The 15,784-nt window shown below is 68.3% G+C and carries 10 protein-coding genes; 8 read left to right on the top strand and 2 right to left on the bottom strand.

Annotated features, from left to right (window positions below; genetic code table 11):
- Positions 1-38 precede the first annotated feature (38 nt).
- Complete coding sequence (locus ACIQ09_RS08200; protein ID WP_398308059.1) at positions 39-1,865, top strand: tetratricopeptide repeat protein; 1,827 nt, start codon at positions 39-41, stop codon at positions 1,863-1,865.
- Complete coding sequence (locus tag ACIQ09_RS08205) at positions 1,862-4,216, top strand: tetratricopeptide repeat protein (protein ID WP_398308061.1); 2,355 nt, start codon at positions 1,862-1,864, stop codon at positions 4,214-4,216. The genes ACIQ09_RS08200 and ACIQ09_RS08205 overlap by 4 nt, the downstream gene beginning before the upstream one ends.
- A 145-nt stretch (positions 4,217-4,361) precedes the next feature.
- On the opposite strand, the gene ovoA is transcribed toward ACIQ09_RS08205, so the two are convergent.
- Both ovoA and dinB read right to left on the bottom strand, forming a co-directional pair.
- Positions 4,362-6,761, bottom strand: coding sequence for a 5-histidylcysteine sulfoxide synthase (gene ovoA, locus ACIQ09_RS08210; RefSeq protein ID WP_398308063.1), 2,400 nt, complete (start codon positions 6,759-6,761; stop codon positions 4,362-4,364).
- Between the two features lie 39 nt (positions 6,762-6,800).
- Positions 6,801-7,961, bottom strand: a complete 1,161-nt coding sequence (gene dinB / locus ACIQ09_RS08215; RefSeq protein WP_398308065.1) for a DNA polymerase IV — start codon at positions 7,959-7,961, stop codon at positions 6,801-6,803.
- A 490-nt stretch (positions 7,962-8,451) separates the two neighbouring features.
- Here dinB and ACIQ09_RS08220 point away from each other — a divergent pair, with 490 nt between their 5' ends.
- The 6 genes from ACIQ09_RS08220 to ACIQ09_RS08245 all read left to right on the top strand — a co-directional run bounded on the left by ACIQ09_RS08220 (position 8,452) and on the right by ACIQ09_RS08245 (position 15,784).
- The gene (locus tag ACIQ09_RS08220; RefSeq protein ID WP_398308067.1) at positions 8,452-9,051 is read left to right on the top strand and encodes a tetratricopeptide repeat protein; all 600 of its coding nucleotides are present in this window, start codon (positions 8,452-8,454) and stop codon (positions 9,049-9,051) included.
- A gap of 71 nt (positions 9,052-9,122) precedes the next feature.
- Complete coding sequence (locus ACIQ09_RS08225; protein WP_398308069.1) at positions 9,123-9,959, top strand: hypothetical protein; 837 nt, start codon at positions 9,123-9,125, stop codon at positions 9,957-9,959.
- 589 nt (positions 9,960-10,548) lie between these two features.
- Positions 10,549-11,256, top strand: a complete 708-nt coding sequence (locus ACIQ09_RS08230; RefSeq protein ID WP_398308071.1) for a hypothetical protein — start codon at positions 10,549-10,551, stop codon at positions 11,254-11,256.
- 80 nt (positions 11,257-11,336) lie between these two features.
- Positions 11,337-12,020 carry an SDR family oxidoreductase gene (locus ACIQ09_RS08235; RefSeq protein WP_398308073.1) on the top strand — a complete coding sequence of 228 codons (684 nt, stop codon included), beginning with the start codon at positions 11,337-11,339 and terminating at the stop codon, positions 12,018-12,020.
- Between the two features lie 130 nt (positions 12,021-12,150).
- Positions 12,151-14,100 (top strand): filamentous hemagglutinin N-terminal domain-containing protein, encoded by a 1,950-nt coding sequence (locus ACIQ09_RS08240; protein ID WP_398308075.1) that lies wholly within the window; start codon positions 12,151-12,153, stop codon positions 14,098-14,100.
- Entirely contained in the window at positions 14,084-15,784 is a 1,701-nt protein-coding gene (locus ACIQ09_RS08245) for a ShlB/FhaC/HecB family hemolysin secretion/activation protein (RefSeq protein ID WP_398308077.1), read from the top strand. The genes ACIQ09_RS08240 and ACIQ09_RS08245 overlap by 17 nt, the downstream gene beginning before the upstream one ends.

A 15,784-nucleotide genomic window follows, 5' to 3' on the forward strand; every position in this document is an offset into this window, starting at 1 on the left:
CAGGGGCCGGCCCTGCGCCCCGCCCCCCGTGCACCGTCATGAAGCCGAGTCCGAAAATCCCTCTGTCCTGCGTGTTTGCGGCCGTGCTCGTGAGTGCCATGGTCAGCCCGGCGGCGGCCTTGTCACCCCCGGATGTCTTCGCCACGGTGGCGCCGGCCCTGGTGGTGCTGGAGGTGCGTGATGGCGAGGGGCGGCGCGTGGGCAGCTATTCGGCAACCCGGCTGGGGGCCGGCCGCTTCGTCACCGTGTGCGAGGTCCTCGACGGGGCGGCCAGCCTGCAGCTCGGCGCCGGGCCGCAGCCCCTGCAGGCCCGCGTCGTGGCCCGGGATCGGGAACGCAACCTGTGCCTGCTCGCGGCGGATGGGGATGCGGGGCCGGCCCTGCCCAGGGCGCGCCCTTCCGCACCGGGGAGCCGGGTGTTCGCGGTGTCCAACGCCCTGGGCCTGGGGGTCGGTATTTCCGAGGGGGTGGTGTCCGGGGTGCGGCGCTTCGCGGTGGGCGACTACATCCAGTTCACCGCGCCCATCTCTCCGGGCTCGGAAGGTGGGGCCCTGGTGGACGCGTCGGGGGCGCTGGTGGGCATCATCGATTATCGTCGGCGCGACGGGCAGAACGTCAATTTCGCCTCCCTGGCCGCCTGGGTGGACGAGATCGAGCTGCGGGCCGCCCGCAACGTCGAGCAGTTGCAGCGCTACGACGCCGCCTCGGCCCTGCTCAAGGCGGAGCGCTGGAGCGAACTGCAGACCCTGAGCGCCGACTGGGCCCGGCGCGAGCCGGACAGCGCCGATGCCTGGCGCTTCGCCGTGGGCGCCGCCCGCGGCCTGAAGCAGGGCCCGCAGGAACTCGACGCCTGGCGCGCCCTGTGGCGCATCAGCCCGGATCGCCCGGACGTGGGCTACGGCCTTGGCCAGGCCCTTGCTGCGGCCGTGCTGCGCCGCGAGGCCCTGGAGCATGCCCAGGCCCTGGTGGCGGCCCACCGGGAGTACGCACCGGCGCGCCTGCTTGTCGCCCAGGCCCGCCACGCGGCGGGCCAGTACCGGGAGGCGGAGGCGTCCTACCGGGAGGCCATCGATCTCGATCCGTGGCAGATGCCGGCCTACTGGGGTTTGGCCGATCTGGCTCGCCTGCGTGGCGATCACGCCACCTCGATTTCCCTCTATGCCCGCCTGGCCAGTCTGTACCCGGAAGCCCCGGGGCCCCGCTATGGGCTGGCCCAGGCCTACCTGAACGCAAACAAACCGGAGCGCGCCTACGGGGTGCTCGCCCGCCTGCCCGACAAGGACAAGGATGACGCGGCGACCTGGTACTGGCGCGGAGTCGTCGAAGCGCGCCTGGGGCGGCCGGAGGCGGCGATCGGCGCTTTTCGCGAAAGCCTGGCCCGTGATCTGCAGGGCTCCGACCGGGCCTGGGTCGGACTGGGCCTGGCCTACTACGAGATGAAGCGTTTTCCCGAGGCCATCGCGGCCTTCGACGCGGCCCACCGCGCCAATCCCGCAGAGCCTTTCTGGGACTACCAGCTGGGCGTGATGCAGAAGGACGGTGGTCGCTCCGAGGAGGCCCTCGCACGTTTCCAGGCCCTCGCCACGCGGGCGCCCGACGAGGCCCGCAACTGGCGCCAGGTGGGTTTCACCTTGTCTATCCTGGATCGCCAGGCGGAGGCTGTACTCGCCCTCGAGCGCTCCCTGCAGATCGATCCGGCCCAGGCCAAGGTGTGGGCGGTACTGATCGAGGCCCAGCGCCTCCTTGGCCGGCGGGCGGCGGCCCTGGATGCCTACGAGAAGCTCCGTGCCCTGGACGGCAAGGCCGCCGAGGAGGCCTGGCGAGCCAATTTTGCGGGCCTGGAAGAGAAGGGAGCCGCACGATGAAGCCGATGGCATGGATGCTGGCGGGGGTGCTCGGTGCTGCCAGTGGCATGGCGGCGGGAGAGACGGACGACGCGAAGCAGGTCTTTTCGCTGGCCTCGCCGGCGGTGGTGACCGTACGCACGGAGGACGGCCAGGGCGTCGCCGAGGGGCAGGGTAGTGGTGTGGTGGTGGCACCGGAGCGGGTCGTCACCAACTGCCACGTGATCGAGAGCGCCCCGGTGATCCGGGTATTTTCGGGCGACAAGGGGCTGCCCGCCATCTGGCTGCGCCGGAATGCCGTCCAGGACCTGTGTCTGCTGCAGGTGGATGGGCTGGGGGCGGTGCCGGCCCGGCTGCGCCAGGGGCCCGTTCCCAAGGTGGGAGAGCCGGTCTTTGCGGTGGGCAATCCGCTGGGCTTCGGCCTGGCGGTGAGTGCCGGCCTGGTGGCGGCGGCAGAGCAGACGCAGCCCCATCCGTATCTGGTCAGCACCGCACCCCAGTCCCCCGGCTCCAGCGGCGGTGGCCTGTTTGACCGGGAAGGACGGCTGGTGGGGGTGACCCGGGCCATCCTGGGCACGGGGCAGAACCTCAACATGGCGGTGTCCGCAGCGGGGGTAGCCGGATTGCTGGCGGGAGGAGAGGCACCGCCGGCGCCCGTGCTCATGCCGGCCCCGGAAAAGCGCTGGCTCCCTGAGGCCGAGACCCTGATCCGGAGCGAAGACTGGGGCGCGCTTGAGGCTCACGCCCGGGCGTGGACGGCGGCCCAGCCCGAGTCTGCGCCAGGGCACGCCACCCTTGGTCAGGCCTTGCTCAGGCTGCAGCGTCTGCCGGAGGCAGAGGCTGCCATCCTTCGGGCCCTGCAGATCGATCCTTTCCTCTTCTGGGCGTGGACCCACCTTGCCCTGGTGCAGTACGCACAGGGCACGCCGGCTGCTGCCGAGGCCAGTCTGGCGAAGGCGGATGCGATCCATCCCATCAATGCCGAAACGGCCGTACGCCGTGCCGAGTGGCTTCGAGGGCAGCGGCGCCTGGATGAGGCCCGCGCCCACGCGAAGGAGGCGGTCCGACGCGCTCCGGGGTGGATTTCGGCCTGGCGGCTGCTTGGTCAGATCGAGGATGAACTGGGGCTCCACCAGGACGCAGCCCGGGCGCTCTCCGCCGCTGCACGGCTGGGGGATGTGGACGGCGCCGTGCGCAGCCGCCTGGCCGAGCTGTATGCGCAGTCCGGCAAGGTCGATGACGCGAGCCGCCTGTCGGCGGGCGCCGAGGGCAGCAGGCGGGAGCAGGCCCGCACCCAGCTTGTCCTGGGGCAGGGTGAGCTCAAGCGCGGCCGCCTGGGGCCGGCGGAGGAGGCCATGCGCAAGGCGGTCGTCCTGGCGCCAGACCTCGCCGATGCGTGGTCGGGGCTGGCGGTGGTGCTGATGCGCCTCGGGCGCCCCCAGGAGGCCGAAGCAGCCGCCGAGAAGGCGGTGGCCCAGGCGCCCACCCATGCCGATATGCTGGCCAACCGGGCGGGTGTCCGGATGGAACTGAACAAGCTGCCTGAAGCCATTGAGGACGCCCGGCGTGCCGTGGAACTTGACCCAAAGGCCCTCCATGGCTGGCGCATGCTGAGCCTCGCCTATCTCAAGGCCGGCAAGCCACGGGAAGCGGCCATGGCCTACCAGAAGCTTGATGGCATGGTCAGCATGACCGCTGACGAGCTGGTGTCGTGGGCCGAAGCCATGCTCGGCACCGGCAACCCGGATCAGGCACTGTTCATCCTGCGCAGGGCCGAGGCGGCTGATCCGAAGCTGCTGCGCATGTGTCTCACCACCGCCAAGGCCCTGGGGGCCAAGGGGGACGTGGCCGGGGCTCTGGCCTATGAGGAGCGGGCGCTGCTGATTGATCCGGTGAACGTGCATGCCTGGAGTGGCAAGGGCTACGCCCTGATGAAGCTGGGGCGCCTGGCCGAAGCCATCGAGCCCCTGGAAACGGCGGTACGCCTTGATCCGAACATGGCCAATGCCTGGATCAACCTGGGTGAGGCACAGCTGCGCAGCCGCAACCTGGGCCGGGCCATCCAGTCCCTGGAAAAGGCCCTGACCCTGAGCCCGACAGCCATGGATGCGCGCTACTACCTGGCCCAGGCCTACCTCGGCGCGCGCCTGCCCCAGAAGGCCCGGGAAAACGCCCAGCGTGTGCTGGAGCGGCAACCCGGTGCGGCACCGGTGATGACCCTGGTGGTGCTGAGCCACCTGATGGAGAACAACCTGCAGGCGGCGTCAGACGCCTACCTGCCGTTGCTGCAGCGCGCCCCCGATGCGGCCCGCAAGCTCCGCCAGCAGGCCATCACCAACGGCGTCGCTGCGGCCCGCAACTGGCCCGAGTAAGGCCCGGGCGCTTCCGGTGGCTCAGAGGGTGTGAAGAAATCGTAGCGAGCGGTTCGAGTTCGCCCCGAGAAGCGCAGCCGTACAAGGGTACGGTGAGCATCCCAGGGGCGAAGTCAGGCCGCGCAGTAGATTTATTCACACCCTCTCAGCGCTCCCGCTGCCAGAGCATCCCATGGGTGACGATGAACTGGTACTTGCGGGCGTGCTCGCGGATCACCAGGGGCACTTCCTCCTCACGGCGCAGCACGAAGCCCTCTTCACGCAGGTAGGCCTTGAGGGCGTCGGCACTCTTCACCGGCTGGCCGTCCTGTTCGTAGCCGCCGAGCCAGGCTTCCCTGGGCGTGAATTGCTCCAGCCATGAATAAGGCGAGAACAAGGCTACCAGCCCGCCCACCTTGACCAGGCCCCGGTGGCCGCCGAGGCGACCGAGCAGGGACTTGGGGCTGGGCAGGCGGCATAGCAGGTTGGCCAGCAGCACTGCATCCATGTCCACCAGCTCGGCGGGCAGGGAGCAGGCGTCGGCCTGGCGGAAGCTCACCCGGCTGCGGTCGATGGCCGGGTCGATGCGGGCGGTCAGGGTCTGGCCGAGGTCGCCCTCGTCACGGCGGAACCAGGGGCGGCTGCCGTCCTTCTTCAGGGCATTGGCGGCGTCGATGAAGGCGCGGGACAGATCCATCCCGAGCACCTCGTTGAAGCCCCGGGCCAGTTCAAAGCTGGCGCCGCCGACAGCGCAGCCGATGTCCAGGGCGCGTGCGGTGCCGCTGGCGTACTGGCGCGCGCCGTCGATGAGCCAGTCGGCGCAGCGCTGGGGAAAGGCCGTGGCGCGCTGGGGGCCGCCGGGCCAGGGCATCTGGGTCTGGGGTTCGCCGTGGTGGAGGAGCATGTAGTCGTCCACCATGCGTGCGTCTTCGTACACCTGCCGGCCGGAGTCGGCCATGGCGAGTTTGACGATGCCACCATCGTGGGCGGCCTGGACCACACGGAAGCCGGCGTGCTGGAAGAAGTGGGGGCGGAAGTGGAAGCGCGCCCACACGCTGGCCTCGTCACCGCAGGAGATCCACGAGCCCCCCAGGATCATCTGGTGCTGGCCGTCGTAGCAGGGGGTGGAGAAGTCATCGTAGTAGGGATGGACCTTGCTTCCGGGCAGGGGGTGGAAATCGTCCCCATGCCACTGCCACACGTTGCCGAACACGTCGCGGGCGCCGCTGGCGGCCGGCTGGCCGGCATCCACCGGCCACGGGGAGCCGTGGGCGAGCTGGCTGTTCCAGCCGAGCGTCTGGCCCAGGCGGGTGCCATCGTGGTGGGCGGCGGGGTTGGTGCTGGCCCACGAGGCCTCACGCAGGGCGTGATGTTCGGCCTCGGTGGGCAGTCGACAGGGAATGCCGTCCCGGGCGCTGCGCCAGGCGCAGAAGGCGGCGGCCTCGTGGGCGTTGACCTCGGCCGGCCAGCTCCACGGCATCGGGATGGTCTCGAAGAGCGTGCGCAGGCGGTATTGGTGCAGGCCGGCGGGGCCGTCGGGCACCCAGAAGCACGGCCACTTGCTGTTGCGGAAACTGCGCCATTCCCAGCCGGCCTCGGTCCACCACTGGGGGTCGAGATAGCCGCCACTCTGGATGAACTCGAGGAAGGCGCCATTGCTGACGAGCTGGCTGTCCGCCCGGAAGGCCTGCACCGCCACTGTCCGCTCGCCGTACTCGTTGTCCCAGCCGAAGCTGGGCCAGTCGCGGGGCTTGCCGATCTTCGCCTGGACGGCGGGCAGATCGACGAAGCGCGGCAGGGGGTAGTCGGTGCCGGCCATGGGCGGGAAGGGGGCGAGCGTGCCGGCGCTGGGGTGCAGGGCGGGCCATTCGGGCGGACGCTGGACGCTGTCGATGGGCAGCTCGCGGATCAATACCGAGGAGGTTTCCAGGTGGATGCGTTCGTGCTCGAAACCCAGGAACAGCGCCCACAGGGGGTGATCCATGGTGATCGGCGCGTGGCCGGCGGAAAGGTCGGGGTGGGTCTCGATGACCTGTCGCACCGTGGTGTAGACCTGCTGCCGATAGCTGTGGGCTTCGGCAAAGCTGGGCCACAGCATCTCGTTCTTGGACATGTCATCCCAGCGCATCTCGTCCACGCCGGTTTCGAAGATGCGCTCGAAGTAGGGATTGATGGGGTTGTCGATGAGGCCCGCGACCCGCAGCTTGTTCACATAGAGCGCCGCCGGATGGCAGTAGTAGAACAGCATGGGGTGGCGCAGGTGATGGTAGGGCGGCCGATAGAAGGCGGCCTCACCCTGCAGGCCGGCAAACAGCAGCTCGGTGAGGGTCCAGCCGTTGTCGAACACGGCCAGCACGGACTCGCGGGTACAGGTGTCGAGCCGGGGCTGGGGCAGGGCGGTGAGGCGGCCGTCGGGCTGACAGCCGGGGCAGTCGGCGGGGGGCAGGCCGGTCCACCACCAGGCCGGGCGGGGGCCGTGCAGCAGGGCATCGTGTTCGCCGCGGAGGTTCTGGCGCCAGGGTTCCACGGCGGCGGGGATGGCCGGTTCGAGGGTGGGGTGGGACATGCGGGTCTCCTGGAGTGCTTCCTTGTTATGTCTGCGGGGTCAGGCGAAGAGTTCGGCCTGGGCCGGTTGGGGTGTTGCGTGTTCGGGGGTGGCGTCGCGGCGGCTCAGGCTGGCCACGCGCACGCCGAGCAGGCGGATGCGTCGGTCGAGCTGCACGCGCCGGGCACATTCCCCCGCCGCCCGGCGGATGGCCGCCGCCTCGCCGGTGGGGGCGGGCAGGGTCTGGTCGCGGGTGACGGTGTGGAAGTTGTCGAAGCGCAGCTTGAGGCCGATGGTCTTGCCCACGTAGCCCTTGCGCGCCAGATCGGCGGCGAGCTGTTCGCACAGACGGGTGAAGTGCCCGGAAAGTTCGGCCTTGTCGGCGCGGGGGTGCAGGTCGCGTTCGAAGGTGGTCTCCCGGGACAGGCTCTTGGGCTCGCTGCGCGTGACCACCGGGCGGGTGTCGTCACCATGGGCCGCCCGATGCAGCCACACGCCGTAGCGCTCGCCAAAGTGGTCCTGCAGCCAGGCCGGATCGGCTGCGGCCAGATCGGCGATGCTGACAATGCCCAGGGCTTCGAGGCGTGCGGCGGCCTTGGGGCCGATGCCGTTGATGCGCCGGGCGGGCAGGGGCCAGATGCGTACGGGGATGTCCTCCGCCGCCACCACGGTGATCCCGGCGGGTTTTTCCAGGTCGGAGCACAGCTTGGCCAGCAGCTTGTTGGGCGCCACGCCCAGGGAGCACGACAGCCCGGTGGCCTCGCGCACGGCCTGCTGCAGGCGCAGGGCAATGGCCCGGGCACCGTCGCGGCTGCCGTCGGGGTTGAGGACGGTGAGGTCCAGGTAGATCTCGTCGATGCCCCGATCTTCCATCTCCGGGGCAATGGCGCACACCGCGGCCTTGAACAGGCGCGAATGGTGCCGATAGGCGTCGAAGTCGGCGGGTAGCAGGATGGCGTCGGGTGCCAGCTGGGCAGCCTTCATCAGGCCCATGCCCGAATGCACGCCCAGCGCCCGCGCTTCGTAGGTGGAGGTGGTGATCACTCCGCGCCCGGCATAACTGCGCAGCCGTGGAAAATCTTCGAGCCGTTCGCCCGCGGCAGCCCTGCGCCCACCCACCACCACCGGCAGCCCCCGCAACTGCGGGTAACGCAACAGCTCCACCGACGCGTAGAACGCGTCCATGTCCAGGTGGGCGATGCTGCGGGGGAGGTGGGGCATAGGGCAGGGATCGGGTGTGTGGAGTGAATTCCGCCGGCTATTTTGCACTACCGTGCGTCACCGTGCCCTGCCTTGTCCGGCAACGCGGCCGCAGTCCATGCCGGGGCACGGGGTTCCCAGGTGCTTTGGGCGGAAGGCCGGTTGCACCGGCGGGAAGCACGCAGGCCCCTTGCCGGCCGGATTGCCAACATTTGGGGCATATCCGCATGGACTGGAAGCCCGTATGCCGGAGAACGCGAACTCCTGCATTTTCGGGGCCAATACGTGGTTGAATTTGACTAGGGCAGGCAGGATAATCAGAAAGCTTTAGGCCGGGCTCCGTGCGCGTTCCTGAATTCAGGATCTGTTTGGGCTGTCTGGCATAAGTGTTTGATACGAATTTGTTTTCTCATTTTTGCGCTGTCTTTTGACGCATCGGCGGATGCCGGTTCCGGCGCCTGCCTGCGGCTGTGGATTGCATGTGTCCCGCTGAATTAGCATGGGTGTCTTGATGAACAGAATCCCTGTCCTTTTGCTGCTGCTCTCCACAAGTCTGATGGCGCAGACACCGTCACCGACCATCCGCATCTGCGACGAGAGCGGCTGTTCGGAGCGACCCCGTGATTCCGTCACTTTCAATCCCGCGGCGGTGGGTGATACTGCTGCCGAACAGCAGGCAGCCAAGCTGATTGCCCTGGCGGAGAAGGATCCCCGCGCTGCCTACGATCTGGGTTTGCGCTACTTCCGGGGTGACGGTGTGCGCCAGGACAGCTACCAGGCGCTCAAGTGGATGCGTGATGCCGCTGAGCGTGGGTTCCTGAAGGCCCAGACTGCCGTCGGCCGCTTTTACCTGATGGGGCTTGAAGAGATGGGCTCGGATCCGGCCGAGGCAGAGAAGTGGCTGTCCATCGCGGCAGGGCGCGGTGACAAGGAGGCGAAGTCCCTGCTGGCCCAGGCTAGCAAGGCGAAGCAGAATGAGGTCGCGTATCGGCGCTGGGCCGATTCGCAGCGGGTCATCTGGAACAGCTACTGGATGGAGCGCTACCAATATGAATGGCAATGGCGCAACGGGGGCTGGTACGACCACCGCCCCTACGGCGCCCGTTACTGAGCGCCGCGGGCGAACTGCCCCCGGCCCAAGGCTGAACCACCCGATGATCCCTTTTCATAGGAAGAGTGCCGATGTTGAACGCTAAACTTACCACCATTGCCGGCGTGGTCGCCGCATCCCTGACCCTGGGAGGTTGCGCCAACACCCCTCTGGCCGGCGGTTCCGTGAGCTCCGGTTCGCCCAACGCCACCGCGGTGAGCGGTGCAGCCGGTGGCGGCACCAGTGCGGGGGCAAACGTATCCCTCGAACGGTGTCCCGCGCCGCTGGGCACGCTGGCGGTGGATGATGGCCGTGGCAAGGAGTGGTATGCCAGCTTCGGTGCAGCGACCAGGGTCACCACCATCGAACCGCTGATCCGTCTGGCCGTTCAGCAGTCCAACTGCTTCGTGATCACCTCGGTCGGCAACGCCCGGACCGAAAGCAAGCTCTCCGCGATCACCGACAAGCAGCGCAATTCGGGCGAGTTCCGAGCCGGCTCCAAGCAGCAGAAGGGCCAGCGCGTCGCGGCAGACTACTACATGGAGCCGTCGATCATCATCGACAACTCATCCACCGGCCGGATGGCCGGTGCCGTGGGCGGCCTGCTGGGCCCGGGCGGCGCGTTGGTCGCTGCTGGTATGGAGAGCAAGGTCTCCGTCGTGACCATGACCCTGTTTGATATCCGTTCCGGTGTTCAACTGGCCATCTCTGAAGGTAACGCCACCGCCACCAACTTTGGCGCAGCCCTGGGGGCGTTTGGTCCTGGCGCAGCGGGCGGCCTCGGCGGCTTCTCCCAGACGCCTGAAGGCAAGGCCACAGTCGCCGCCTTCACAGACGCCTACAACAAGATGGTCGTTGCCCTGCGCAACTACAAGGCCCAGGACGTAAAAGGCGGTCTCGGCCGTGGTGGTCAGCTGAAGGTGAACTGAGCGCTGCCCGGGGGGCCGGATCCGTCGCGTCAGCCCTGCCGGGCGATGCTGCCAGTCATCTCACGCGGCGTTCCGGCAAGATCCTGAGCATGGGCAGCGCTGCGGCCTTGCGCCGCATTCAGGGGCCACACCTGACGCCCCGCCCGGGGTGCGGCAGACGTGAGCTCCCAGGTCTGCCTGAACCACGACGTGCCCCCTGGGAGCACGGTAACAGCCGTGTCGTGGAACCGTCGGGCAGGCCCTGCCCCAGCTGGCGCCGGTGGCCAGCGGCGTGTCCCATAAGGTCTTCTCGCGGTTCGATGTGCGCTGTGCGGGCGCGGCCTTCCAGAATTCAGGAGGTCGCTGCCCACAGCATCGCGGCGGAGGTCCGTGCATCCGAGCCGTCTCCTCGCCAAACCCCTGGAGCCGCTCCATCAGTGGCGGGCGCTTCATCAACTTCTGCAGCGAGGCGCCGGTGGCGAGCAGCGATGCTTGCCCACCGGGCAATGCCGTGCTGCGCGTTATCCGCGGGCATCAGTGCGGCCGCATGGCATTGCCAAGCGCTGTGCTACATTTCCTTCGAAAGTAGTGACCTAATTGCGGAGATGACATGATCGTAAAAATGCGAGTTTTGAGTACGTGCGCGCTGGCTGTGGTGACCGTTGCGGGCATGGCAGGTTGTTCGAGTAACCCGGAGAAGAAGGAGAGCGCGCCGGCACCTTCTGCACAGACACCGGTGCAAGCCCCGGCTCCAGCCCCCGTCGTGCAGGCGCCTGCTGCTTCGGCTTCGGTCAAGGCAGAGCTACCCGTCAAGGGGCGGAAGGGGGGCAAGGCAAAGCCAACGAAGTCGGTGGCGTCCGTGCCGACTGCAGAGTCCGCTCCTGCGTCCGCTCCGACTGCGGCTCCAGAAAAGTCTGCGGCGCCGACGCCAGGAAAGATTGGCCCGGGAATGAACGCTCGCGGTGAGGTCGTGGATTCCTCAAAGGTTGAATCGGGCTACGGTCAGAAGGTGAAGGGAGTTCGTGACTACGATGGCGAGATTACGGGGCGCCCGGCTCCGGGCAGCAAGTTTGCCCGTCTGCAGATTGGCATGCCTTTGAAGCAGGTGACCGACCTGATCGGCCAGCCCTCAGATGAAGGGAGCTATATCACTGGCAAGGCGTTTATCCCTTTCTTTTTTGGTGGGGACAGGCATCGCCAAGAGCTGGTTTATAAGGGGCAAGGCAGGCTAATCTTTGCCGGTGGCTCGATGGGTGATCTGGCCGGGGCAAATCTGATCTGGATCATCCATAACGCTAACGAGCCAGCCTATCGATGAACTGGATGGTCCGCGCAGGGAGCGTTCTCATTTGCGATAGTGAGGCTCCAAGGGCCTGAAAATGTCAAAGGAGACAAAAAATGCCCAAGTCATCCCTTCAGGGTAAGCGCATCCTGGTCACTCATGCAGATGCCTTCATGGGGCCTGTGCTATGTGATGTGCTTGCCCGTCACGGTGCAACGGTATTGCCCAGCACCGATCCACTGCGCGAACCGGAGGCCCCGGCGGCCCTCATTGCGGCATCGGGCCAGGTGGATGTTCTCGTCGCCAACCTGGCCATCCGCAATCCGCGCACCTCGGCCACCGACGTGGACGAGGCGGAGTGGCGTGAGGTGTTTGCCGCCCTTGTCGATCCCCTGCCGCGCCTGTGCCGGGCGGTGCTGCCGGCCATGATCGCGCGGCGTGCCGGCAAGATCCTGCTCATGGGCAGCGCCTCGGCCTTGCGGGGCATCAAGGGGGCCACCACCTACAGCGCCGCCCGTGGCGCCCAGCTGGCCTATGTGCAGTCGCTGGGTGTGGAGGTGGCTGGCCACAACGTGCAGGTCAATGCCATCGCCCAGAACTTCGTGGACAACCCCACCTACTTTCCGCCCGAGGTGCAGGCCGACCCGCGCTTCCAGGACCGCCTTAAACGCGAGGTGCCCCTGGGCCGTCTGGTGAGTGCCAGCGAGGACGCGGAGTTCGCCGCCTATCTGTGCAGCGAGGCCGCCAACTGCTTCGTGGGGCAGGTGTTCCCGGTGTGCGGGGGCTGGGTGCAGCGCTAGTCGTCCAGGCGGGAAATCCGGTTTCAGATTTATTTGAATCGAATAATCTCGATGTAAAATTTTGTGTCTTATGACTATGACATTTGAATAAATGTCTTAATGGCGACCTGGTGTGTTTTTGTTCAGGTTTATGCCAAAAAGACTGTTGCCGGGCCTGGTGGGGGCCCTGCTTCCCCTCTGCACTTCGGCGGGTGTCGTCCCGGATGGTCACACGGCGACCACTGTGTCGATGGCCCCGTCGGGCAAGACCCTGATCCAGCTGGCGCCAGCGGCCGGCGGCGTGTCCCACAACGTCTTCTCGCGGTTTGATGTGAGCCCGGCGGGGGCGGCCTTCCAGAATCAGGCGGTCGGCGCCCGCAGCATCGTGGCGGAGGTCCGTGCGTCCCAGCCATCGTTGATTGAAGGGCCGGTGTCAGTGGATGGCCCCCGGGCCAACCTGATCCTCGCCAACACCAACGGCCTCGTCATCAATGGCGGGAGCTTCATCAACTTCGGCAGCGTGGCCCTGGTGGCGGGCAGCGTCGCGCTGGAGAGCCGGGCGGTCGGAAATAGCGTCCAGACCTATGTTTCCGCCGCCTCGGGGAACGGAGCCATCCGCATCGGCCCCGACGGCCTGGCGGCCGATCTGATCCGGCTCGAGCTGCTGGCCCGGCGCATCGAGGTGGCCGGGCCCCTCGTCAATGCCTACAGTTCGCCCACCGCCCTGCTGCGACTGGTGGCGGGCGATGCCAGCGCGCTCTTCGATACGGCGGCCTCGCCCACCGACAACCTGACCCCCTGGGCCTACTACACCGCAGGAAAGTCCACGGGCCAGGGCATCGTCATCGATCTCGCCACCCAGGCCAGGATCAGCTCGGGGCGCATCGAGCTGCTGGTCACCGATGCCGGCGCCGGCGTGCGCAATGCGGGCCATCTGCAGGCCACGTCGGGCGATTTCGTGATCGACAGCGCCGGCCTGCTGGAGCAGAAAGGCGGCCGCATCGAGGCGGCCGGCGACATCCGCATCCGGGCCGGATCCGTGCATCAGGCTCAGGCTGAGTCAGGCGATGTACCGTCGATCTCCGCGGCGGGGAGCCTGGATGTCCAGGTGAGCGGCAGCCTGAGCAACCTGGGCGGCAGTCTCTCCGGCGTGGCCCGTAACCCCGCGGAAGGGGCGGCGCCGGCTGCGCTGCGCATCGTCGCCGGTGCTGACATCGTCAACCAGACGCCCGCAGGTGGCGCCGGTGCGGTGATCTTCGGCGCCGCCGATGATGTGCTGCTGGAGGCGGGGGGCGACATCCGCAACATCAACGGGCGGGTGGTCTCCAACGGCGCCCTGAGCCTGCACGCTGGCGGAACGGCGCTCAATGAGTCGGTCTTCGTGGCCGGGAGTGGCCGCAGCATGTCGTCCCGGGACGAGCGCAACTGGCTCGGCCTGCCCCGCGAGCGCCACACCACGACCATCGACAACGGCGTGCTGGCCGACCCGGCGCACACGGCCTACTGGGTGGCCGACGGCCAGCTCAGCGTCACCGCCCGGCAGGTGCACAACCTGGGCGGCAGCCTGCTCGCCAACGCCGGCGACGTGGTGCTCGACGCGGGCAGCGAGATCCTCAACCGGGCCTGGCTTACCGGCGCCCTCACCCTGCGGGAGACCTGCAACCTCCTGTTCTGCCGCCGCATGGCGGAGGTCAGCGAAAGCCTGGTGGGCGGGCAGATCCTGGCCAGCCAGGACGTGCGCCTCAAGGCTGGTGAGCGTCTGCTGAACGACGGGGGCCTGATCCATGCAACCCGGGACATGCAGCTGGACGCGCCCCGCATCGAGGCGCGGGGTGTGCCGGTGCATGTGGCACTGAGCCGGGCCGACGGGTTGCGCGCCTTCTTCGGTGACCATTGGGCGGGGCTGTATGCCATCGACCAGGGGGGCGGCTTCACCGCCCAGACGGGGCGGCTCAGCCTGCGCGGCCAGGCCATCCAGGATCGGGGCTTCTTCATCGCCAGCCAGGGCATCGATGGCGTCATCACCGTGCTGCGGGCGCCGGGGCGGGATCCGGTCGAGCTGAGCAGCCACCTGGGGATCTTCAGTGCGGTCTGGCGCTGATCCGCTGCGGCGCCTGGCCCTGGCCTCGGTCCACGTACTGGTCCTCGGACTGGCGGGGACGGCAGCCCATGCCCAGCAGTCGCCGCGTCAGGACCAGGGCGATCGCATCCTGCGCGAGGAGATGGAACGGGAGCGGGAGCGCCTGTTGCGCCAGCCCACGCCACGCATCGAGCAGCCCGCCACCCCCGCTGCGGTGGGGCTGGATCCAGCCGACGTGGCCGAAACCGCGCCCATGTTCCGTATCGAGCGCATCGAGCTGCAGGGCGAGGCGCTGCTGCCGGCGGATGTCCTGGCCCGCCGCCTGCGGCCGTTCACCGGCCTTGAACTTGGCACCGTGCGCATCGGCCTGCTGCTGCAGGGGCTCAACGCCGATCTGATCGAGGCGGGCCTGATCACCTCCCGGGCCTACGTGGTGAGCCAGAACCTGGCGAGTGGCGTGCTCAGCCTGCGCATCGTGCCGGGCCGCATCGAAGCCATCCGCTACAACGGCAGGCTGCTGGAGGCTGACGCCATGGATGCGCCCGGCGTGCGCCTGGCCCTGCCCATGGGGGTGGGCGACATCCTGCAGCTGCGGGACATCGAACAGGGGCTGGACCAGCTCAACCGCCTGCGCGGCCGACAGGCCCAGGTGCGCATCGTGCCCGGGCAAACCCCGGGGGGCTCGGTGCTCGAGTTCGTCGATCCGCCCGTTGCGTCGGCCTGGCGTGCCTGGCTGGGCGCCGACAACCAGGGCAGCCCCGCCACCGGTACGCGGCGCCTGCGCCTGGGGCTGGAGACGGGCGACCTGCTTGGCCTCAACGAGAACCTCAACCTCGGCTACACGGGCAGCCTGGAGACCAATGCGCTCAATGCCAGTTTGTCGCTCGCCTGGGGCTACAACACCTTCAGCCTGCTCACCACCTGGTCCGAGTACCAGAGCCTGATCGGCAACGTGGCGCTGCTCCATGGCAGTTCCACCAACCAGGCGGCGTCGTGGAACCGGCTGCTCTTCCGCGACCGGGATACCAAGGTGGCGGCCGACCTGGCCCTGTCCGTGCGGGAGGCGCGGCGGGAGATCAACAACGTGGCCCTTGCCCCGCAGAAACTCACCGTGCTGAGGGCCGGCATCAACCGCCTGACCCGCTTCGAGTTGCCGGCGATGACCGGCCAATGGATGGTCGATGGGGGTTTCTCCCGGGGGCTGGATGTCTTCGGCGCCATGGGCGACGCCGGGGCGGGCAGTGGCCCGGTGGCCCGCGCCCGTTTCGGCAAGCTGGACGTCTCAGGTAGTGCAGCCCTCTACCTGTCCGGCAACTGGAGCCTGCGCGGCAACGGGGCGTGGCAGTGGAGTGGCGTGCCCCTGTTCTCCTCTGAGCAGATCTTCGTGGGCGGCGTGGCCAGCGTGCGGGGCTTTGCCGAGTCTGCAGCGGGGGGCGATCGGGGCGGCTACTGGCGCACCGAGCTCGGCCGCAGCCTGGCGGCCCCGGCCGGCATGCACCTGGAGCCCTTCGCTTTCTGGGATGCGGGCTATGTCCGGACCCTCGCCAGCGGGCGTGCCGCCACCCTCATGTCAGCCGGCCTCGGGCTGCGCGCGGCCATACGTGCCGGCAACCTCGAGGTGATTGCAGGCAAGCCCGTCGTTTCTCCGTCGGACATGTCCGATACCGCCTTCCGCCTCAACCTGTCCCTGACCCTGTTCTTCTGA

This window comes from Zoogloea sp. (assembly GCF_044344315.1).
Taxonomy (GTDB): Bacteria; Pseudomonadota; Gammaproteobacteria; order Burkholderiales; family Rhodocyclaceae; genus Zoogloea.

Coding starts and splice junctions, on each gene's coding strand:
- ovoA (WP_398308063.1), bottom strand. CDS start 6,761: ATGTCCCACCCCACCCTCGAACCGGCCATCCCCGCCGCCGTGGAACCC.
- ACIQ09_RS08230 (WP_398308071.1), top strand. CDS start 10,549: ATGATCGTAAAAATGCGAGTTTTGAGTACGTGCGCGCTGGCTGTGGTG.
- ACIQ09_RS08235 (WP_398308073.1), top strand. CDS start 11,337: ATGCCCAAGTCATCCCTTCAGGGTAAGCGCATCCTGGTCACTCATGCA.
- ACIQ09_RS08220 (WP_398308067.1), top strand. CDS start 8,452: ATGAACAGAATCCCTGTCCTTTTGCTGCTGCTCTCCACAAGTCTGATG.
- ACIQ09_RS08225 (WP_398308069.1), top strand. CDS start 9,123: ATGTTGAACGCTAAACTTACCACCATTGCCGGCGTGGTCGCCGCATCC.
- dinB (WP_398308065.1), bottom strand. CDS start 7,961: ATGCCCCACCTCCCCCGCAGCATCGCCCACCTGGACATGGACGCGTTC.
- ACIQ09_RS08200 (WP_398308059.1), top strand. CDS start 39: ATGAAGCCGAGTCCGAAAATCCCTCTGTCCTGCGTGTTTGCGGCCGTG.
- ACIQ09_RS08205 (WP_398308061.1), top strand. CDS start 1,862: ATGAAGCCGATGGCATGGATGCTGGCGGGGGTGCTCGGTGCTGCCAGT.
- ACIQ09_RS08240 (WP_398308075.1), top strand. CDS start 12,151: ATGCCAAAAAGACTGTTGCCGGGCCTGGTGGGGGCCCTGCTTCCCCTC.